The 20,576-nt window shown below is 65.2% G+C and carries 22 protein-coding genes; 9 read left to right on the top strand and 13 right to left on the bottom strand.

Annotation, left to right across the window (positions count from 1 at the left end):
* Positions 1-39: 39 nt before the first annotated feature.
* Entirely contained in the window at positions 40-957 is a 918-nt protein-coding gene (locus QK290_RS08765; RefSeq protein WP_282330299.1) for a diacylglycerol kinase family protein, read from the top strand.
* Between the two features lie 48 nt (positions 958-1,005).
* Here the strand turns inward: QK290_RS08765 and QK290_RS08760 are convergent, their stop codons facing one another.
* The 6 genes from QK290_RS08760 to QK290_RS08735 form a co-directional block, all read right to left on the bottom strand.
* Positions 1,006-1,734, bottom strand: coding sequence for an aspartate/glutamate racemase family protein (locus QK290_RS08760; protein ID WP_282330298.1), 729 nt, complete (start codon positions 1,732-1,734; stop codon positions 1,006-1,008).
* Positions 1,735-1,742: 8 nt separating this feature from the next.
* A complete protein-coding gene (locus QK290_RS08755) occupies positions 1,743-3,188 on the bottom strand; it encodes an amidohydrolase family protein (protein WP_282330297.1) in 1,446 nt (481 codons plus the stop codon).
* A gap of 10 nt (positions 3,189-3,198) precedes the next feature.
* Positions 3,199-4,014, bottom strand: a complete 816-nt coding sequence (locus tag QK290_RS08750; RefSeq protein ID WP_282330296.1) for an aspartate/glutamate racemase family protein — start codon at positions 4,012-4,014, stop codon at positions 3,199-3,201.
* Positions 4,011-4,694 (bottom strand): GntR family transcriptional regulator, encoded by a 684-nt coding sequence (locus QK290_RS08745; protein WP_282330295.1) that lies wholly within the window; start codon positions 4,692-4,694, stop codon positions 4,011-4,013. Before QK290_RS08745 ends, QK290_RS08750 begins: the two co-directional genes overlap by 4 nt.
* Before the next feature lie 107 nt (positions 4,695-4,801).
* On the bottom strand, positions 4,802-6,160 hold the full coding sequence (locus tag QK290_RS08740; RefSeq protein ID WP_282330294.1) for an MFS transporter: 1,359 nt from the start codon (positions 6,158-6,160) through the stop codon (positions 4,802-4,804).
* A gap of 342 nt (positions 6,161-6,502) precedes the next feature.
* The gene (locus tag QK290_RS08735; RefSeq protein WP_282330293.1) at positions 6,503-7,348 is read right to left on the bottom strand and encodes an ACT domain-containing protein; all 846 of its coding nucleotides are present in this window, start codon (positions 7,346-7,348) and stop codon (positions 6,503-6,505) included.
* 142 nt (positions 7,349-7,490) lie between these two features.
* Between QK290_RS08735 and QK290_RS08730 the strand changes: the two genes are divergently transcribed.
* Positions 7,491-7,652, top strand: a complete 162-nt coding sequence (locus QK290_RS08730; protein ID WP_282330292.1) for a hypothetical protein — start codon at positions 7,491-7,493, stop codon at positions 7,650-7,652.
* Positions 7,653-7,790: 138 nt separating this feature from the next.
* Here QK290_RS08730 and QK290_RS08725 read toward each other — a convergent pair whose 3' ends face one another.
* The 5 genes from QK290_RS08725 to purB form a co-directional block, all read right to left on the bottom strand.
* Positions 7,791-8,417: a thymidine kinase gene (locus QK290_RS08725; protein ID WP_282330291.1), complete on the bottom strand. Its 627-nt coding sequence runs from the start codon at positions 8,415-8,417 to the stop codon at positions 7,791-7,793.
* Positions 8,418-8,525: 108 nt separating this feature from the next.
* Positions 8,526-8,960, bottom strand: coding sequence for a hotdog domain-containing protein (locus QK290_RS08720; protein ID WP_282330290.1), 435 nt, complete (start codon positions 8,958-8,960; stop codon positions 8,526-8,528).
* Between the two features lie 76 nt (positions 8,961-9,036).
* Positions 9,037-9,540, bottom strand: coding sequence for a GNAT family N-acetyltransferase (locus QK290_RS08715; protein ID WP_282330289.1), 504 nt, complete (start codon positions 9,538-9,540; stop codon positions 9,037-9,039).
* A gap of 97 nt (positions 9,541-9,637) precedes the next feature.
* Positions 9,638-10,309, bottom strand: a complete 672-nt coding sequence (locus tag QK290_RS08710; RefSeq protein ID WP_282330288.1) for a histidine phosphatase family protein — start codon at positions 10,307-10,309, stop codon at positions 9,638-9,640.
* Between the two features lie 130 nt (positions 10,310-10,439).
* A complete protein-coding gene (gene purB, locus QK290_RS08705) occupies positions 10,440-11,882 on the bottom strand; it encodes an adenylosuccinate lyase (protein WP_282330287.1) in 1,443 nt (480 codons plus the stop codon).
* A gap of 189 nt (positions 11,883-12,071) precedes the next feature.
* On the opposite strand from purB, the gene QK290_RS08700 reads away from it, so the two are divergent.
* On the top strand, positions 12,072-12,374 hold the full coding sequence (locus QK290_RS08700; RefSeq protein WP_282330286.1) for a hypothetical protein: 303 nt from the start codon (positions 12,072-12,074) through the stop codon (positions 12,372-12,374).
* Between the two features lie 56 nt (positions 12,375-12,430).
* Positions 12,431-13,813, top strand: a complete 1,383-nt coding sequence (locus QK290_RS08695) for a hypothetical protein (protein ID WP_282330285.1) — start codon at positions 12,431-12,433, stop codon at positions 13,811-13,813.
* A gap of 9 nt (positions 13,814-13,822) precedes the next feature.
* Here the strand turns inward: QK290_RS08695 and QK290_RS08690 are convergent, their stop codons facing one another.
* Positions 13,823-14,251: a phage holin family protein gene (locus tag QK290_RS08690; protein ID WP_282330284.1), complete on the bottom strand. Its 429-nt coding sequence runs from the start codon at positions 14,249-14,251 to the stop codon at positions 13,823-13,825.
* Positions 14,252-14,334: 83 nt separating this feature from the next.
* On the opposite strand from QK290_RS08690, the gene QK290_RS08685 reads away from it, so the two are divergent.
* The 5 genes from QK290_RS08685 (at position 14,335) to QK290_RS08665 (ending at position 20,062) form a co-directional block, all read left to right on the top strand.
* Positions 14,335-15,453 carry a histidinol-phosphate transaminase gene (locus QK290_RS08685; RefSeq protein ID WP_282330283.1) on the top strand — a complete coding sequence of 373 codons (1,119 nt, stop codon included), beginning with the start codon at positions 14,335-14,337 and terminating at the stop codon, positions 15,451-15,453.
* Between the two features lie 149 nt (positions 15,454-15,602).
* Complete coding sequence (locus QK290_RS08680) at positions 15,603-16,883, top strand: thiamine pyrophosphate-dependent dehydrogenase E1 component subunit alpha (RefSeq protein ID WP_282330282.1); 1,281 nt, start codon at positions 15,603-15,605, stop codon at positions 16,881-16,883.
* A complete protein-coding gene (locus QK290_RS08675; protein ID WP_282330281.1) occupies positions 16,883-17,863 on the top strand; it encodes an alpha-ketoacid dehydrogenase subunit beta in 981 nt (326 codons plus the stop codon). Before QK290_RS08680 ends, QK290_RS08675 begins: the two co-directional genes overlap by 1 nt.
* A 74-nt stretch (positions 17,864-17,937) precedes the next feature.
* Positions 17,938-19,425 (top strand): dihydrolipoamide acetyltransferase family protein, encoded by a 1,488-nt coding sequence (locus tag QK290_RS08670; RefSeq protein WP_282330280.1) that lies wholly within the window; start codon positions 17,938-17,940, stop codon positions 19,423-19,425.
* 28 nt (positions 19,426-19,453) lie between these two features.
* A complete protein-coding gene (locus QK290_RS08665; protein ID WP_282330279.1) occupies positions 19,454-20,062 on the top strand; it encodes a phosphatase PAP2 family protein in 609 nt (202 codons plus the stop codon).
* A 12-nt stretch (positions 20,063-20,074) separates the two neighbouring features.
* Here QK290_RS08665 and QK290_RS08660 read toward each other — a convergent pair whose 3' ends face one another.
* A complete protein-coding gene (locus QK290_RS08660; protein ID WP_282330278.1) occupies positions 20,075-20,422 on the bottom strand; it encodes a hypothetical protein in 348 nt (115 codons plus the stop codon).
* Between the last annotated feature and the right edge of the window lie 154 nt (positions 20,423-20,576).

The following is a 20,576-nucleotide window of genomic DNA, read 5'->3' as shown; positions in this document are numbered from 1 at the left end:
TGTCCCCAGGCCCACATACCCATGTCAGCGAAGGACACCATGACAGCCAACAGCTCCACTTCCCTCAAACGCCCGGCCATCATCATCAACCCTGCCAAACCGGTGGACATCGACGTGCGTGCCCTGGCGGCGAAGCACTGCTCGGAGAACGGCTGGGGCGAGCCCATCTGGCTGGAGACCACCAAGGAGGACCCTGGCGTCGGCCAGGCGAGGGAGGCACTCACGCAAGGGGCCGACGTCGTTATTGCTGCCGGCGGCGACGGTACTGTGCGGTGTGTGGCCGAGGTCCTGGCCGGTGGCGATGTGCCCATGGGGTTGCTTCCGTTCGGCACGGGAAACCTGCTGGCCCGCAACCTCGGCATGGACGTCACGGACTTTGACGGTGCCATGGCCGGTGCGCTGGCGGGCACCGAGCGGAAGATCGACATTGTCCGGGCCGTCCGCAATGACCCGGACAAGGAGCAGGTCTTCCTGGTGATGGCGGGCGTGGGCTATGACGCGACCATCATGGCCGACACCAACGAGGAGCTCAAGGACAAGGTGGGCTGGCTGGCCTACGTTGACGCCGGGATCCGGAACCTGCCGGGCAAGCCGGTGAAGGCAACCATCGTGATCGACGGCAAGGACGTGGTGCACCGCGGGGTCCGCAGCGTGATGGTGGGCAACTGCGGCAAGGTCCAGGGCGGACTCGAGATCTTCCCGGACGCCAAGATGGATGACGGCCTGCTGGACGTGGCGGTGCTGGCCCCGAGGGGGAAGCTCGGATGGTTCTCCGTGATCGCCGGCATGATCGGCAAGGGCCGCGGAAAGGACACATCCGTGGAGTACTACCAGGGCAAATCCGTGGAGATCACCCTCGAACACAACGATGACTACCAGATCGACGGCGACCACGAAGGCGACGGAAAGCACGTCCTGATGACCATTGAGCCCGGCGCGCTGACCATCCGGATGTAGCCCAACCAGGCTGCTGGAACAGCAGGCCACTGACCCGCTGCCTGGCCGTTAGCCGGCCAGCAGCCTGCCCCACCTCGGTGCGAGCAAGGGTGACCCGGCAAGTTTGAGGCAGTGCCACAGCGTCACGGCCACGGAGTCCAGCACCGGAACTCCGGTTTCTGCCTCCACTTCCGCCGCGATGTTGGCGCCGTACAGGTTGGTGCAGAGGTAGACCAGGGCGTCCGGACGGGCTGCGGCCAGCTCCAGCGACCCCGGCCGCATCTCGTCGTCGGTGACCCGGGCGAACGACTCGTTGTCGCTCAGCCCCAGGGCGCGGTGGCCGATGGTTTTGATCCCGTGCCGCTGGTAGGAGTCCATGACCGCGAGGTTGACGTCCTCCGTGTACGGCGTGAAAAGCCCTATCCGCTCCGTGCCGAAGGACTCGAAAGCCTCCAGATAGGCCAGCGTGGACGTGGTGGCCGGGATGCCCGTAGCGTCCGTGATTTCGCCGGCCAGCTCCCGGTCGTGGTCCGCGCCAAGCCAGGAGCCGGACGTGCCGTTCCAGGCGATGACATCCACATCGGCCGTTGCCAGCAGCTCGGCGGCGGTGCGCATAACGGCGGGGTCGAACTGCTTGTCCGAGGAGTCATCCAGGGCGATCCGGATGACGGGGATCCGGGTGAAATGGATGGTGACGTCGTCCCGGTCGCCCAGGATGCGGTAGCTCTGCGGCTCCAGGCAGGTGTTGGAGGACGGCACGATCATGCCGATGCGGGTCTTGCGTGCTGCGGAAGGCATGGCTGCTCCTACTTTGCTGCGGAGAGGGTTGCGGGTGTGGTGGCGCGGGCGGACTCCGCGGCGGACGCGAGGTGTTCGCGGAAGCCGTTGCGGGCCACGAAACGCCCCACGGCGCCGGGATCGTGGAAGCCGGCACCGTCGAGCACCACCCGCCCGGCGGACACCACGACGGCGGGCCAGCCGGTGAGCGTCCGGCCGTCGAACGGCGAGAAATCGGTGCCCATGTGCAGCGCGCCGCCGTCGACCGTCCGTTCGTTGGCGGGGTCGAAGATCACCAGGTCGGCGTCGAAACCTTCGGCGATGGTCCCCTTGCCGGGGACCGCGTTGATGCGGGCCGGACCCGCGGCGAAGACTTCTACGAATTCTTCCACCGAGCTGCCGGCGGAAGCCATGGCCGTGAAGGTGACGGGCATCCGGGTTTCCACACCGGGCAAACCGTGCGGCATGGCGCGGACGTCGTCCGTGCGCTCGCGCTTCTGGGAAAGGTCGTAGCAGGAGTGGTCCGAGGAGACGGTGTGGATGGCGCCGCCGGCCAGCCGTTCCTTGAGTGCGGCCACGGTTTCGGGGCTGCGCATCGGCGGGCAGCAGGCGTACCACTCCGGGAACGCTGACCCGTAGACCGTGTCATCGAGGGTGAGGTAGTGCGGGCACGTCTCGGAATAGGCTTCCTGTCCGCGGGTACGTGCCTCGGTGACCAGATCCACGGCGCCCGGCGTGGACTGGTGTACGAAGTACACGGGGGCCTGGGTGTACTCGGCCATGGCCAGGGTTTCCTTGACCGAGATTTCCTCGGCGAGTTCCGGCCGCGTGCGGTGCAGGTGTTCGATACCGATCCTGCCGTCGTCGGCGTGCTGCTGCGTGCAGTCGCTGATGATGGGGTCGTGTTCGGCGTGGATGTAGGTGAGGCCGTCGAGTCGGACCATCTCGCGCATGACCTTCAGGATGGTGTCCCCGTCTGCCATGGTGCTGCCGCGGTTGGTGGTGTACATCTTGACGGACCGGACGCCCTCGGCGGCGAGCTGCTCCAGCTGCCACGGCACGGTTTCGTCCCAGCTCACTACCGCACCGTGTAGGGCAACGTCGCAGCGGGACTCAACGGCGAGTTCCTTCTTGTGCAGGACGGCGGCCAGTGGGGTTTCCTGGGCGTCCCGGGGGATGCCAAAGTCGATGATCGTGGTGGTGCCGCCCCACAGTGCCGCGGTCGAAGTGGTGCGGTAGTCGTCGAGGGTGCGGAAGCGTCCGGTCACCTGGGCCACATGGCAGTGGCCGTCCACGCCGCCGGGAATCACCAGCCGTCCGGCGGCGTCGATGGTGCGTTCGGCTGCGGGTATTGCTTCCGAGGCTTCCACGAGTTGGGTGATCAGGCCGTTCTGGATCACGATGTGGGCGTTCTGGCGCCCGAAGCTGTTAACTACTGTGGCGTTGGCGATGACAAGGTCGGGCTGGCGGGACATCGTGGTCCTCCTAAAGCTGTGAAGCGGCGTGTGCGGACTGGGCGGCGGCCATGGCGGCGTCGAGGTTTTCGGAGAGGCCGTTGCGGGCCTTCACCGGCGGCGGCGCGAAGGCCCCGGCCCGGTGCGGGCCGGACTGAAGCCCGACGACGGCCTCCGCCATGCGGATGCCGGCTGAGATGCCGTCCACCACCGGAACCGGGATCTGGCCCCGAAGTTCGCGGGCCAGCCCGGCAAGAGGCGCCCCTGCGAGGATCACGACGTCGGCGTCGTCCTCGGTCACGGCCTGCCGGCTGAGTGCCAGCAGTGTTTCCTTGAAGTCGTGCTGCACGGACCCGATGCCGTTAAGGCTTTCGTTGATGGAGCGGATGGAGGCCAACCGGCCGCCGAGGCCGAAGCGTTCCACGCAGTCCAGGTACCAGGGTTTGATCCGGTCCGAGATGGCGATGATGGAGAAACGGTGGCCCTGCAGTGCAGCGGCGCACAGGGCGGCTTCCGTGATGCCGATGACGGGCACGTCAGTGAGCTCCTTCAGGGCAGGCATACCCGGATCGCCGAAGGCCGCCACGACAACACCGTCGATACGGTCCCCGCGTGAGGCGCCGTCAGAGATGGTGCTGCTGGCAGCGTCTGCGGTGTATTCGGCGATGACTTCTGCTACGGCGCCGGCGGCGATCAGGGACTCAAAGCGGGTTTCGATGTATTCGACGCCGTGCCCTGCCGTGCGGACCACGAGTTCGGTGTCCGGTGCGGCCGAGCGGAGGGCTTCGGATTCAATCAGGGCCGTAACGTCGTGGCTGATATTGGGGTTGATGATAAGGAGTTTCATATTTTCTTCCGGTGAAGAGCGGGTTCTGTTTTCTGGAAGTCGTCGGGGAACTGCTCGCGGTACTTGCCGATGTGCGACGCAGACTGGGCCGCGGCACGGTCCGGATCGCCGCTGGCAATGGCGCCGGACAATTCCCGGTGTTCCTGGATCAGTTCGGGCAGGTCGCTGACGTGCCGGAACAGCCAGTGCATGCGGCCCTGCAGTGGTTCCAGTGCGGATTTGAGGAAGCCGTTGTCCGCGATCCGGGTGATGGCGTCGTGGAATTCGCTGTTGGCCCGGTGGGCTTCCATGACGGCGCCCTTGGCGAGGCAGCGTTCGGCCTCCTCCAGCAGGCCGTCAAGGTAGCCCAGGTCCTCCGGTGTTGCGCGGACGGCGGCAAGCCGGCAGGCCAGCACTTCCAGTGACTGCCGGACGTCGAAGAGATCCTCCACGTCCTTGGGGCTGAGTGAGCTGACCTCGGCTCCGCGGGCTCCCCGGTCGCTGAGGAGGCCCTCTTGGCGCAGCATCCGGAGCGCCTCGCGGACCGGCAGCCGGGAGACATTGAACTCGGCTGCCAGGTCACGCTCCACCAGCCGTGTGCCGGGAGCGTAATGCCCTTCAAAGATCCTGGTGCGGAGGGTGTCCCGGACAGTCTCGCGGAGGGGGCGTTCCTTGTCCTGGGTCTCTGCGGCGGTAAGCATGGTGCTCCATTCGGATTCTTTGGTGGCGTTACGCTCCCGGTGGCCGGAAGATGATGCTGTGGCCTAGCTTAGGGCGGGCCGGCGTGGACGGTTGTCCTACAGTTGGCCTAGACGGGAAGCCGCTTGTTGTAGTTCAACGTCAGGACAGCGGCGCCCATGATGATTGCGGATCCCACGAAGTACAGCAAAGCCCACGTGTAGGAGCCGGTCGCCCCGACGATCAGGCCCACGGCTATCGGAGTGACGAAACCGGCGATGTTACCGCTGAAGTTCATGGCGCCGCCCAGGACACCGGCGTTCGTCCGGCCGCCCAAGATGGAGGGGATGCTCCAGAACAGGCCCACCCAGCGGAGGAAGAACATGACCACGGACAGGAGGACCACAGCGGTTGTCGAATCGGCAACGATGGTCACTCCGATGAGGCCGCCGATTACCACGATGCTGGAGATACCGAGGAGGGTCCGCATAACGAGGTTGGCCGAAGCTCCGGAGTTGCGCCATTTGTCGGCGATGGTGCCGCCCAGGATTTCCCCGACGAATCCGGCCCCGAAGATCACGAAGGTGGACCAGCCGATGGTCTTGAGGTCAAAGCCCTTGGCCTGTGCGAGGTAGAGCGGGCCCCAGGTGAGCAGGCCGTAGAACACGCCGTTGAAACCCAGCCAGCCGAAGCACATTGCCCAGAAAGACCGGAATCGCAGGTAGGGCAGCAGCGCGCGCTTTCCTTTGCTGCCGTCGAGTGCGGCTTCGGCGTCCTCGGCCGCGTGGGAGGCCTCAAGGTATTCCGCCTCGGCTTCGTTGACCCCGGGGTGCTGCCGCGGGTTGTCCCGGACGTACCACCACACGGCAAGGCCCATCAGGACGGTGGCGGCGCCGGCGATGATGAACGCGAGGCGCCAACTGCCAGTCGAGGCGATCAGGCCGGCAATGAGGATGCCGCCCAGGCCGGCACCAAGGGGGGCCCCGGCGTCGAGGATGGTGGCACCGCGGCCACGTTCGGATTTGTGCATCCAGATGGCGTTCAGCTTGCCGCCGGCCGGCATAACGCCGGCTTCCGTAACGCCGATACCCATCCGGGCAATGAACATGCTGAGGAAGCCGCCGGCGAAGCCGGAGGCGGCCGTGGCCGCACCCCATCCGACGCAGGATGCCGTCATGACCTTGCGGGGACCGAACTTGTCGATCAGCAGGCCTACCGGCACCTGCATCAGCGCGTAGGTCCAGAAGAAGGCGGAGAGTAGGAGCCCCACGAGCTCTGGGGCGAGATTGAATTCTTTCTGGATGATCGGGAGGGCCACCGAGATGGACCCCCGGTCGATGTAATTGACGGCCACGAGGACCAGCAGGAGCAGGAACATTTTCCAGCGGACGTTGGTGCGACGTTGCACGCCGTCCTTTGGCTGTTGGCTGCTGGTCTCGGGGTTCGAGGTGCCGTCAGCGCTTGCTGTTTTGGTATTCGGAATAGACACAGTTTCTCCTTCACGGGGAAGTTGCGGATGGGGAACGGAGAGATCCGGGATTATGGAAAGTATGGCCCGCGGGTGGGCGGGTGATAGAAGAGTGTGGCTCCGGATTGCGCGTTGGGAAGCGCCGGAAAATGTCTTGCATCTTTTGGGATCCCGTTTTGGGATCCCAAAATTAAAGATAGAAGTGACCCGCGCCACTGTCAAGGCTTTTCTTCAATTGCGCCGGTGCGGGCCTTAAAAAACGGATTGTGACTGGCTGCGCCGCGGCATGGAGAAGTGTTGTTAGACCTTCCGCATGCCGGGTCAGGTCCGACGGCGGCGGCCCAGTGCCGGGTGCTAGTGCTGTCAGCTGGCGTCAGGTCGGTGGGCCAAAATTTCGGCGAGCTCGGCGAGCCGGTGCGCGCGGGCTGACTCGGCGGGTGTGAACGGTTCGCCGGGACGGGCGAACGTGATGGGTCCGTGCCAGGCCGTGGGGATCTTCAGGCGGGTGCCGGCGTCGTCCTTTTCCAGGACCGCCTCCGCAGGCGTAAGGATGCGGGCACGAAGCAGCTCGGCGACGGCCAGCGGCAGCTCGTCAGGGGCATCGGCGATCCGGGCCGCCAGGCTCAGCGCCTTCGTCTGGCCGTCCGCCATGGCCAATGCGGTGGTGGGCCAGACCCGCGACCGCGAGCCGCCGCCGTCGTGCAGTGCCTCCAGCAGGTGCCGTTCACTGAGGGTCCCCGGCGCCGAGAGCACAAACTCGTCCAGCACGCCGCCGGCAACCGGGTGGACGTGGATGCTGAGGATGTTGGTGTCCAGTCGGGCCAGCGCCTGGGTGATTTTCTGCAGCGAACCCGGATGGTCCTGGAGCACCGTTCGCGTCCGCCACAACGCCGGTGCGCTGCTCAGCTTCCTGTGGTGCCGGAGGGTCGGCGCGTGCAGCCAGCCGCGGAGGATCCGGGCGGCTGAGGGCTCCGCCACCCAGATCACCAGCACGGTGGCAGTGAACGTGAGGACCAGGACCTTGGCAAAATACGGCAGGTGAGTTTCCACCACGAGGGCATGGACCAGCAGTTCGATCGGGAGCATAACGGCCACGTTGGCCAAGGTCAGGCGGGTCTTGGTCGGTTCCGGCATCAGGCCGCAGACTTCACAGCTCAAATCAGCCGCGGGAGGCTTCCTAGGGGCAGGCTTCCTTGCGGTGGGCTTCATGCCTCAAGGATCACAGGGTGGTGTTTCGGCGGCGTTGCCCTGCAGTTCCGATCGTGGGAACAGGCTGCCGTAAGATCAATGTGGACGTCAGCGCGGGCGCCAGTGATGTACCGGTTGGACTGCAGGAAGGCGCCATCAGCACGTGAAGATCCTCGCTGGGATTTTCAGCATCGCTCCCGCAAACAAGGACCACCGGCTGGCCCTCCGCTGTGCGGTGGGAGTGTTTATTCAGCTTCTCACCCTGGTAGTGACCGGCGGCTGTTCCGTGGCCATCTACGTGGCTTCGGGATCGTCGAGACGGTGATCGGTGCCGCCGTCGGGATCGCCGTGGTGCTGGCGCCTGTCCTCCGGCGGCGGGTGCCGCAGGTACCGGGTTCGCCGAGTGAGAGCTGAGCCGGATGTAATCCGGAGGCGGGAGGGTTGCCGGGCGCGGCGCCAGGCCTCAGGAACCCAGCCGGCCGCCAGACTCCTCGAGGTAGCAGGACCCGCACAGGGATTCGTACCAGACGTCCTGGCCGTCGATGGCCACCTGATCGCCGTCGAACACCACCTTGTTGCCAACCCGCCGGGTGTTGAAGATGGCCTTGCGCCCGCACCGGCAAATGGTCTTGAGCTCTTCCAGCGTGTGGGCCACCTCCAGAAGCCGGCGTGATCCCGGGAAGGCGTGAGTCAAAAAATCGGTCCTGATGCCGTAGGCAAGTACCGGGACGTTGTCCAGGACGGCGATGCGGAACAGGTCATCCACCTGGTCCGGCGTCAGGAACTGGGCCTCGTCCACCAGAAGACAGGCCACGGGCTTCTGGTCCACGTGCTCCAGCAGCGCATCCGGGTCATCGCCGGCCGCATGGGCGGCGAAGAGTTCGCGCACGGGGGTGGTGGCGGACAGCAGGAAGTCCGCGGACCGTGTCATGCCCAGCCGGGACACAATGTCCGTATCGCCCTTGGTATCCACGCCAGGCTTGGCCAGCAGGACGCGCTGTCCGCGCTCCTCGTAGTTGAAAGCGGCCTGCAGGAGCCCGGTGGACTTGCCGGAGTTCATGGCGCCGTAGCGGAAGTAGAGCTTGGCCAAGAGAGTCCTTTCAAGGGGTCCGGCTATCGATCCTATGCCGTACGACCCAGAGGCCCATGGTGGTGACGTGACGCGGGGCCGGCCGGCGTAAGGCGCGTCCCGCCGTCGTCAGTCCTGAATGAGCGTTTCAGTCAGGTGATGAGTGGGAATCCGGTCCCGCTCATAGGTGATTTCGGTGTAGCCGTGTGGCTCCGGCTTGCCGGCCGGGCTGAGGTTCACGAAGACGATCTCTTCGATGGTGAGGATGCTCTGGCGCGTGATCATGTTGCGGACTTCGGCGCGCATGGTCAAGGATGTCCGGCCGAAGCGCGTTGCCGCCAGGCCCATCTCCACCAGGTCGCCCTGCACGGCGGAGCTCACGAAGTTGATCTCCGAGATGTACTTCGTGACGGCGCGGCCGTTGCCAAGCTGGAGGATGGCGTAGATCGCGGCTTCCTCATCAATCCATTTCAGCAGGCTTCCGCCAAAAAGGGTTCCGTTGGCGTTCAGGTCCTCCGGCCGGATCCATTTGCGGGTGCGGAAGGTGATGTCAGTGGATTCCATATGGCGAGGTTAGCGTGCCGCGGCGCACGTTACGCGGTGGCTGTTGTTGTGTAACGGACCTCCGCCCGGATTTGGCTCACGCCATGGCAGTGTGGGCGGCACTGTGCGAGTCAATCGACTTGGCGTAGCAGTACGAGTGCTCCACTCCCACGTATGCGCCAAAGCTGGGGACGGAGTCGAAGCCGGAGCTCTCGTAGAAGTTCCGGCCGTCCGGCTGCGCTGAACCCGCTTCGGCCTTGATGCGCGTGATGCCCTGCTTATGCGCCTCTGCTTCGAGGGCCGCCAGGATGGAGCTGGCCACGCCCGATCCCCGCGTATACGGGAGCACGTAAAGCCGCTTGATTTCGGCAGTAGAGCCGTCCAAAAGCCGGAGTCCGCCGCAGCCCACGGGCTGTCCCGAGCCTTTGTCGTACGCCACCAGGAACACGGCGCAGTCGGCGCCCGACGGCGGGGTCCCCGGTTCGTGGTCAGGGGTACCGAAGCGGGCGTCCAGTTCCGCCTGCTGGGCCCTGCGCAGATCGGCGCCCACGGGGTTGGACCAGGTGACCGAACGGATGTTGAGCCGCGGATTGGTCTGCATGACTGCCTCGTTTCGCCGAAGGGTGATGCCTGATAATCCTAAGAGCCCGTGGTTACCGTGGTGTTTCCTGCGCGTAAGGGGATGGAGAACTTGCCTGCTACCTCTGGGTACCGGTGGGGTCCTCGGCGGTCGGATCCGCAAGGGCGAGGCCGCCCACCGGGCTCCCGTCCCAATGGATCAGCTTCCAGCCGGCCCCGGGGTTCCCTTCCAGGGCCACGATGCCGGTGTTGGACAGGACATGCCGGGCAGCGAACTCATGGTCGGCGCCGGCGGCGCGGAGACCTGTCCAGGTGCGGATGGCGGCGCCGTGACTCACGACGGCCGCGACGGCGGCGCCCCCATTGCTGGTCGCGCGCTCGGCAATCCGGTCGATGGCGTTGTCGAATCGTTCGAAAAAGTCGTGGCCGTTCGGGCCGGCAGGCATCCTGCGGTCCAGGTCACCGGCTGCCCACGCAAACACCGTACCCATGTACCGCATGTGCGACTCGTGGTCGGTCAGTTTCTCCAGGGCCCCTGCCTCGATTTCGTGCAGACCATCCAGGATTTCAACCTCGAGTCCGTGGAGCCGGGACAGTGGGCCGGCCGTGATCTGGGTCCGCAGAAGCGTTGATGTGTACAGGGCGCCTATCTGCTCGTTGGCCAGGGACCGTGCCATGGCCTCTGCTTGGCGTTCGCCCAGTCCGGTCAGCCCGGGCCCTGGGTGGGCAGTGTCCAGCTGGCCGAGTACGTTGCCGGGGGTCTGTCCGTGGCGGATGAGCAGCAGCTTCATGACTCCAGTTTCGCATCCGGCGGGGCATTCCGGCGTCGGCAACAGGTTCGGCAAGCTTAACGAAAGGAAGGGGCCGGGCCCTCAAAGGACCCGGCGCCGCCGTCGTAGGTTCATGGCCGAGCGAGCCGGCTTAACTGAGGTGGTCCACCAGCTGGTCCGCGATGCCGGTGTACTTGCCCGGGGTGAGGGCGAGCAGCCTGGCCTCTGCCTCGGGGGATAGTCCCAGGCTCTGAACGAATTCCTGCATGCGGGCGGCATCCACACGCTGGCCGCGGGTGAGGTCCTTGAGCCGCTCGTACGGGTTTTCCATGCCTTCGACGCCGGCGATCGCCTCGGCGCGCATGACCATCTGGATGGCCTCGCCCAGGACTTCCCAGTTGGTGTCCAGGTCTTCGGCGAGAACGTCTTCGGCAACGTCGAGGCGGTCCAGGCCCTTGGCCACGTTGGAGATCGCCAGGAGGGAGTGGCCGAACGCCACGCCGATGTTGCGCTGGCTGGAGGAGTCGGTGAGGTCGCGCTGCCAGCGGGAGGTCACCAGTGTTGAGCCGAGCACGTCCAGGAGGCCGGAGGAGATTTCCAGGTTGGCCTCGGCGTTCTCGAACCGGATGGGGTTGACCTTGTGCGGCATGGTGGAGGATCCGGTGGCGCCGGCCACGGGGATCTGGGCGAAGTAGCCAATGGAGATGTAGCTCCACACGTCCGTGCAGACGTTGTGCAGGATCCGGTTGAACCGGGCCACATCGGCGTATAGCTCGGCCTGCCAGTCGTGGCTTTCGATCTGCGTGGTCAGCGGGTTCCAGGACAAGTCCAGGCCCTCGACGAAGGACTTGGCCACCTGCTGCCAGTCGGCGCCGGGGACAGAAGCCACATGGGCTGCGTATGTCCCGGTGGCGCCGTTGATCTTGCCCAGGTATTCGGTCTTGGCGATCCGATCCAGCTGGCGGGTCAGGCGGTGCGCAATGACTGCCAGTTCCTTGCCCAGGGTGGTGGGCGTGGCCGGCTGGCCGTGCGTGCGGGACAGCATGGGGACTGCGCGGTTGACCTCGGCCATCTTGCTGATCTGGGCAACGAGGGCGCGTGCGGCGGGCAGCCACACGTCCTCCACAGCACCCTTGACGCCCAGGGCGTAGGAGAGGTTGTTGATGTCCTCGGACGTGCAGCCGAAGTGGACCATGGCGGTCAGGTTCTCGATGCCGATGGCGGGCAGTCGGCGGCCGATGTAGTACTCTACAGCCTTCACGTCATGGACGGTGACGGCTTCGATTTCGGCGAGCTCGGACACCGAGGCGGAGTTGAATTCGGTGACGATCGCGCGGAGCTCTTCCTGCTGTTCCGCGGTGAGCTGGCCTGCGCCGGGAAGGACATTGTTGCTGGTCAGGTGGATGAGCCACTCGACTTCCACGGCCACGCGGTCACGGTTCAGGGCTGCCTCGGACAGGTAGTCAACGAGGGGCGCGACGGCGGACTGGTAACGGCCGTCCAGCGGCCCCAGGGCGATCTGGTCCGGTGACGCGGCGAGGGCCAGGCGTCCGGAGGGCGTGCGGGTATCAGCTGTGGCGGCAGTTTCAGGCATGTGCTGATTCTTTCATGAACTCTTCACTGCCGCTTAAGCCGTCCGTCTGATGTGCACAACGGCGTGACTTGTCCACATAGCCGACGGCGGTGCTTCCGTCGTGCGGGCGGCGTTGCGTAGCGTCGGGGTTCGGGACTTGGCGTTGACGGATCAGATATTCGTACGGGTGGCCGGAAGGGGGGATCGGGCATGGGCAGTGACGTGACGGCAGCCGACATGGCGGCATGCATGTCCCGCGGTTATGAGGTTCAGCAGTTGGCGGCCCGGGTTGATCTTTGCTTGGGGAGGGTGGAAAAGGTCCTTGGCGGCTTTCGCGAGATCCAGCTCCTGGACTGGCAGTCGCCTGCGGGGCAGGCATACCGGAATTCGGTAGCCCTGCAGGAGACGGCGCTCGGAAGGGCGCGCGTGCGGCTTGAGGACGCGTTGTCTTCGGTGCGACGCCACGCGCAGGCGGTGGGAGCTTCCGCCGGCAACCCTGCGGGGCGGTACTGATGGCCGAGGTAACCCCGTCCGGGAGCGGCGGACCAATCCACTTGATAGGACCTGCCGTGGACGGCGGAATGGAAATCAGGGGCGGCGTTGGCGGCATCAGTTTTCAGTTGGAGGAGCTCATGGGCGGCGCGGAGAAGCTTGACGCCGCTGCAGGGGAGCTGGCTGCCGTGGAAGTGGAGGTGCGCCGCATCTGGGAAGACCTGTGTCCGTACCAGGATGAAGCGCGAACCACCGGGACGGCGGCCCTGATTGGCGTCGGCGAGGCGCAGTGGAGCGTCCAGGCCGTGCGCGCGGAGCTGGAGAGAATCAGTAACCAGGTGCGCGCCAGCAAGCGGGACTACGAAACGGCTGAAGCCTGGGCGGGTTTCGCGCGCGGCATGGGCGCCGGCCTGACCAGCACGGAAACTCTCGGTCGGCAGGCGGGGGATCTCGGGTTGGGCTTCGTTCCCAACAGGGAAGTCACGGAGCTCGTCGCAGGCCCTTTGGCCATGGCTGCCTTGCTGGCAGTCTCCCCGGAGCGCTTTTGGGTAGCGCTCGCGGCAGACCTGGCGGCGGGCAGGCATATTGCGGCCGCCGTTCCTTTGCTCGCCGGTGTGTCCGGGCGTTCAAACCGAATCCTTCAGCCGCGATCGGTGACGCTGGAAAAGAAGGAGACGCTGCCCATTGAATTCGACGGCTCTCCGGCTGCGTTGTTGGCTCGGGCGCAGACCATCGATGAACGCGGTGAAGGCTACATCGAAGTCGTCGAAGTGGATAACGGGGGACAAAAGGCCTATGTGGTGGTCATTCCCGGAACGCAGGCCGGAGGTGAAATTGGCGGCGTGAATCCGTTCGATGAAGCCGGCATCGTGGAAGGCCTGGGCCATAGCTCCGCAGAAATCAATGCGGCGGTGTTGCGGGCCCTGCAGGATGCAGGCGCGGAAAGAGGGGCGCCTATCGTGGCGGTGGGCTACAGCCAAGGTGGAATACATGCCATGAACCTTGCGGCCGACGGAGGGTTCCTCAACCAGTACGACATGGAATATGTGCTCACTGCAGGGTCTCCCGTAGGAGGCATCGTTCCGGAGGCCGGCGTAACTGCACTCCATCTGGAGCATAGGCAGGATTGGGTGCCCGGAGCTGACGGCACACCGAACCCGGACGCCAGAAACCGGGTCACGGTGACCCTCAACAGTCCCGTCACCACGCCCGAAGGCGGTGAATTCGGCATCGGCCCGGGCCATCGGCTCAGCAGCTACCAGGCAGGCGCCCGGCAGGTTGCAGTGAGCGAGGACCCTTCACTCATGGCGTCAACCGCCGTCCTGAGCGGCGTCCTGGGGGCAGGCGGCACGGCAACTGCCACCCGCTTCGCGCTGACCCGTTCGAACCCACCCGAACCTGTAACGAAGCCCACGCCCGATCCCCCACCGCGGCCCTCTGAGATCGGCCGGGCGCGGTGATCCGCAGGGCTAGCGCCGGCGGCCGCCCGGAACCCGGTTCGCAACCAGCGAAATGAGCGTGATGATGATGGCTGCGAGGACTGCCGTCCAGAAGAACGAGTCGATGGTGAAATGCACCGGCGTGTAACTGCTGAGCCATGACGTCAGATACAGCATGGCGGCGTTGATGACGATGGTGAAAAGGCCCAGCGTCAGGATGGTGATGGGCAAGGACAGGAGGCTGACCAGAGGGCGGACAAACGCGTTCACCACACCGAAGATCAAACCGATGAACAGGTACGCGAGGATGATGCCGACGGTCTCCGTGCCCTGCGTTACGCCCGTGTTGGCTACCGCCGCGGTGGTCGCCGATGTAGAGATATCCAGGCCCGGCAGTATCCAGCTGGCAATCCAGAGGGCCAGCCCGTTGATGAGGACTCGAACAATAGAAGAGCGCATACGCCCATGCTGTCACACTGCCCCTGAGCCCCACCTGTGCGCCCGCCCAACCCCTGCCGTTCAGGCGAAGTAGGCTAGTTTGCATGACTTCATCAGAGATGTTGCCTGGCGAAATCCGGCCGCGCCCCGTGGTTGGCCGGCTTCCCCGCTACGCCGCAGGAATGCCTCCCATCGCCGTGGACGGGCTGGCCAGCTACAAGCTCTCCTCCAACGAAAACCCCCTGCCCCCTCTTCCGGAGGTGCTGGAGGCGATTTCCAACCAGACGGACTTCAACCGCTACCCCGACCCCGTCAGCAGCAAACTTCGTGCTGCGCTCGCCGAGTTCCTGGCGGTACCGGCCGAGGACATTGTTACGGGAGCCGGAAGCCTCGGTGCCCTGAACCAGTTGCTGTCCACATTCGCCGGCCAGAACGACGACGGCAAGGCGGACGAAGTGATTTATGCGTGGCGGTCTTTCGAGGCGTATCCCATCAGCGTTGGCCTGGTGGGCGCGGAAAGCGTCCGCATCCCGCTGACGGCGGACGGACGCCACAACCTTGACGCCATGGCTGCAGCCGTGACCGTCCGCACCAGGGTCATCCTGCTTTGCACCCCAAACAACCCTACGGGGCCTGTCCTGACCACTCCCGAGACGGAGCGGTTCATCCAGGCGGTCCCGTCCGACGTTGTGGTGGTTATCGATGAGGCGTACCAGGAGTTCGTCCGCGCCAACGATGCCGTGGACGGCATCGCAATGTACCGAAAATACCCGAATGTTGTGGTGCTTCGGACGTTCTCCAAGGCACACGGATTGGCGGGCCTTCGCGTGGGGTACAGCATCTCCAACCCCGGGCTGACCCAGTACCTGCGCGTCGCGGCCACACCCTTTTCAGTGTCACAGATCGCTGAAAAAGCAGCCATCGTCTCGTTGCAGAATTACCCGCTGGTTGTAGAAAGGGTACAAAGCATCGTGAACGAACGGACCCGCGTAACCAGCGGACTGCGTGAGCTCGGCTGGTTCGTGCCCGAGGCGGAGGGCAACTTCATCTGGCTGAACCTCGGCGAGAACAGCTCGGAATTTGCTGAACTGGCGGGCACACAGGCGCTTTCGGTGCGGGCCTTCGCCAGTGAAGGCGTGCGGGTCAGCATCGGCGAGGCAGAGGCCAACACTCGGTTCCTCGAGCTCTGTGCAAACTATACAAATGCGCCGCGACGTTCCTAGCGCTTAACATGCATCAGGAGCGGTACCTACTGAAGATAAAGTAAGGACCAGTAAGCCAATATATATGCCAACAGGGGAATGCATTCCTCCAGGGGCATATATCCCAGCGACATTGCAATGCATCCGCATGCGGCAAGCAAGGAGACGGTATGGGCGCCACACATCTGCCCTCCACCGAGTTCGATCAGACAGCGGCAGACGACCAGCTCGAGGCTGAAGCCGAGGCCCAACTGGGCAGCCCGGCCGAGCCTATGGTGCAGCTGCTGGCGCCTGACGGGACCTTGGGGACGGACCCGGTCTTTTCGGCCTATGCAGATCGGCTGGACGGTGAAAAGCTGCGTGGCTTCTACGCTGACATGGCCAAGATCCGCCGCTTTGATGTGGAGGCTACCGCGCTCCAGCGCCAAGGCCAGCTGGCCCTGTGGGTCCCGCTGACCGGCCAGGAGGCTGCGCAGATCGGCTCCGGCCGGGCCAGCCAGCCGCAGGACTACATCTTCCCCACCTACCGTGAGCACGGCGTGGCACTGACCCGCAATGTTGACCTCGCCGAACTCTTGCGCCAGTTCCGCGGCGTCTCAAACGGCGGCTGGAACCCGAAGGACACCAACTTCCATCTCTACACCCTGGTCCTGGCCGCGCAGACGCCGCACGCCGTCGGCTACGCCATGGGGATCCAGCGGGACCAGAAGCTCGCGGCAGCTGCAGTCGCCGCGGATGCAGCTGCGGACCGGCCGGTCGAGCCCAAGGCAGCGGTGATGGTTTACTTCGGTGACGGTGCCAGTTCCGAGGGCGACGTCCACGAATCCATGGTGTTCGCCGCCTCCTACAACGCTCCGGTGGTGTTCTTCTGCCAGAACAACCACTGGGCCATCTCCGTTCCCAGCTCGGTGCAGACACGCATACCGCTGTCCAACCGCGCCAAAGGTTACGGTTTCCCGGGCATCCGGGTTGACGGCAACGATGCGATCGCCGTCCACGCAGTGACCGAGTGGGCGCTCGAACATGCCCGCGAGGGTAAAGGCCCGGTGCTGATCGAGGCCTTTACCTACCGCGTCGGTGCGCATACCACTGCTGATGACCCCACTAAGTACCGGGAATCCGCCGAGGAAACCCTGTGGCGGGCCAAAGATCCGCTGGACCGCCTGGAAAAGTATCTCCGGGCCCAGAAGCTGGCAGATGACGCCTTCTTTGACCAGGTCAAGGCCGACGGCGACGAACTCGCCGCCTACGTCCGCAAGACCACGTACGACCTCGAGACCCCGGACATCCGGACGGCGTTCGCCAATACCTATGTCGAGGCCCACCCGCTGGTGGCCGAGGAATTGGCCTGGTTTGAAGAGTACAGCGCAGGCTTCGCTGAGACGCCGGAGCACAGCGCTGAACCCAGCAGCCCGGACCCGGATGACGCAGCGACAGGAGTGGCCCGCTGATGACCACCATGACCATAGCCAAGGCCATTAATGAGGGCCTGCGCGCCACCTTGGACAACAACCCGCGTGCCCTGCTTATGGGCGAGGACATCGGGGCCCTGGGTGGCGTCTACCGCGTCACCGACGGCCTTCTCGCGGAGTTCGGCGCGGACCGCGTGGTGGACACACCGCTTGCGGAGTCCGGCATCATCGGCACGGCCATCGGCCTCGCCTTGCGCGGCTACCTGCCCGTCTGCGAGATCCAGTTCGACGGGTTTGTGTTCCCCGGCTTCAACCAGATCACCACCCAGCTGGCCAAGATGCACGCCCGCAGCAACGGCAGCCTCACCGTTCCCGTCGTTGTCCGGATCCCGTACGGGGGCGGTATCGGCTCCATTGAGCACCATTCGGAATCACCGGAGGCGCTGTTCGCCCACACCGCAGGCCTGCGCATCATCACACCGTCCAACGCCCACGACGCCTACTGGATGACCCGGCAGGCAGTGGAATGCCAGGACCCTGTGATCGTCTTCGAACCGAAGCGCCGCTACTGGCTCAAAGGCGAGGTCGACTCGGATTCTCCGGGCGCGTCTGCCGATCCCTTTAAAGCCCATGTGCTCCGCGAGGGCACGGACGCCACAGTGGTGGCCTACGGACCGCTCGTGCCGGTGGCCCTTGCCGCCGCCGACGCCGCTGCCGAGGACGGTCACAGCATCGAGGTCATCGACCTGCGCTCCATTTCGCCGATCGACTTCGACACCGTCACGGCGTCCGCGAAGAAGACCGGGCGGCTTGTTGTGGCGCATGAGGCGCCCACGTTCGGCGGCATCGGCGGCGAGATCGCAGCCCGGATCAGCGAACGGGTATTCCACTCACTGGAGGCTCCCGTGATCCGGGTGGGCGGCTTCCATATGCCGTACCCGGTGGCGAAGGTCGAGGAAGACTACCTCCCCGACATCGACCGCATCCTCGAGGCGCTGGAACGCTCCCTGGCCTACTAGGCGCAGGCGCCTTCCCCCGCTCTCACGCTTCCCGCTCACGCTTCCCGCTCACGCTTGGCTCGAAAGAGGACACCATGACTCTGAACAAGTTCAACCTGCCCGACGTGGGCGAAGGCCTTACCGAGGCGGAAATCGTCTCCTGGAAGGTCAAACCGGGGGACACCGTCGCCATCAACGACGTCCTGTGCGAGATCGAGACCGCCAAGTCGCTCGTTGAGCTGCCATCCCCCCTCGCCGGCACCGTCACCGAGCTGCTGGTCCCCGAGGGCGTGACCATCGACGTCGGAACCGCCATTATCAGCGTCTCGGACGCCGTTTCCGGCGACCCGACGCCAGCTGACGTCCCAGCCCCCGCCACTCCGGTCCAGCCCTTATACGGCAAGCTTCCGGACGACGGCGGCACGTCGGGCAGTGCCTTGGCCGGCGGTCCGCTGGTGGGATCAGGCCCCAAGGCCGACGCCGTCAAGCGCCGTCCCCGGAAGTCGGCACCGGCCGCCCAGACCGGATCAGCCCCGGTCCCTGTGGTCGAGCGTGCGGACGAAAATCCGGTGGCCGAGCCTGTCGAGACCCGGACGGGCCCTCCCGCCCGGATTTCGCCAGGCACGAACACCGGAATGGTCGATCACCGTCCCACGCTCAGCGGAACCATCACGGGCCTCGTCAACCGCGTCCTGGCCAAGCCTCCCGTCCGCAAGATCGCCCGGGATCTGGGGATCGATCTCGCCGATGTGGTGGCCACCGGCTCCCGCGGTGAAGTCACGCGCGAGGACCTGGTCAGCTACCAGTCCCAGCGCGATGCGGAGCTGGATCAAGCCGAGGGCTTCTGGGGCAAGGCCGGCAAGCCGCAGGACCAGCGGGTTGAACGAATTCCGGTCAAGGGCGTCCGGAAGGCGACGGCCAAGGCGATGGTGGAGTCGGCTTTCTCGGCACCCCACGTGAGCATCTTTGTTGATGTTGATGCCAGCCGCACCATGGAATTCGTCAAGCGACTGAAGGCGTCACGCGACTTTGAGGGAATCAGGGTGTCGCCGCTGCTGATCCTTGCCAAGGCCGTCATTTGGGCCGCAGCCAGGAACCCCAGCGTGAACGCCACTTGGGTGGACAACGTGGACGGGACCGACGCCGCCGAGATCCAGGTCAAGCACTACCTGAATCTGGGCATCGCCGCCGCCACCCCGCGCGGGCTGATGGTTCCCAACATCAAGGACGCGCAGGACCTGTCCCTCAAGGAATTGGCGCTGGCGCTGAACAACCTGGCCACCACGGCCCGGGCCGGCAAAACACAGCCCGCCGAAATGCAGGGCGGAACGCTCACAATCACCAACATCGGCGCGCTGGGGATCGATACGGGAACGCCGATCATCAACCCTGGTGAAGTGGCAATTGTGGCTTTTGGAACCATCAAGCAGAAGCCCTGGGTCCTGGACGGCGAGGTCATTCCGCGCTGGATCACCACGCTCGGCGGCTCGTTTGACCACCGCGTGGTGGACGGCGACTTGTCCGCCCGCTTTATGGCCGACGTTGCCGCGATCCTTGAGGAGCCGGCGCTCCTGCTGGACTAGGGCTGCCGGGACCACGAGCATCGATACCGTGAACCAGGCTGGCATTCGGACCAGAAACCGGACAGCCAGGTGGCTGACAGAGGTGTTCCAACCGCCGGTGGTGGTGACGCTTCAGCTGCTTATCAGCCCCGTGGTCGAGGCCGGATTCCCCGGCACCATCGGGTATGGAGCCTTGGCTGCGTTGTTTGTGTGCGTGCTGCCGCTGCTCGTGCTCCTCGGGCTCGTAAAGCTGGGCAAGGTCACGGACCATCACGTCAGCAACCGCAAACAGCGCGCGCCCGTGCTGCTGATGGCGCTAGGGTTTGTTGCCGCCGGTCTGCTGGTGCTGCAGGCCGCCAATGCCCCGCGAAGCGTGGTGGTCATGGTGCTGGCCATCATCGCCGGCATCATTGTCTTGGCGGCCGTGAGCCCCTTTTGGAAGATTAGCGGCCACGCAGCGGCGGTGTCGTCGGCGGCGGTTATTTCTGTCCTGATGCTGGGTCCGGTCTGGCTGCCGTTGCTCCTGCTGGTTCCCGCCATCGGTTGGTCGCGGGTGGTGCTCCGCGCACATACCCTGGCGCAGGTTGTAGCCGGTTCCCTTTTTGGCGGCTTGGTGATGGCGGGCTTTTGGTGGCTTTTGCGCGGCTGGCTCCTCTAGCAGAGCCTGGTGTCAGTAACGGTAGGCGGAGTAGGCCGTCACCATCTCGACCATCTCGGGACTTCTCGCCAGGGCGCCAGCCAAGGCAGCGGATATGGCGAGCATCAGGCCGCCAAGAACCAGAGCAACGCCTGAGACGGCCGCGAAGAATTTCCAGTCGCTGCGCAGCACGCTCTCGAGGGTCTCCGGCAGGCGCAGTCCCGGCGAGATGAGGTTGGGTGCACTGTCCAGGGTACCGTCATCCAGCAGGGCAATGACGCGGCCGTTGACGCGGTCTACCCGCATGGAGCAAATGTGGTTGCCGTGGCGGGCCAGGAGGATGTCGTGGCCAACAAGTTGGCGGCGCTGAAGAGTAAGCAAGGGGGCCCCTTAGGCTGGAGTGGAGAGTGGTTGTCCGCTCCGTTGAGGGCCCTTCCATTTTATCGCCTGCCGGGTGTTGAAGCCGGCGTTTACGGGGTGAGAACGGACACCATGCACCGTCGCGCGGCGCGGCCAATCCATGGTGTCCCGTTGT

It is taken from the genome of Pseudarthrobacter sp. AL07 (assembly GCF_029960665.1).
Lineage (GTDB): Bacteria > Actinomycetota > Actinomycetes > Actinomycetales > Micrococcaceae > Arthrobacter.
Note: the sequence above shows the minus strand (reverse complement) of the source record. Positions and strands in the feature narration are given on the sequence as shown.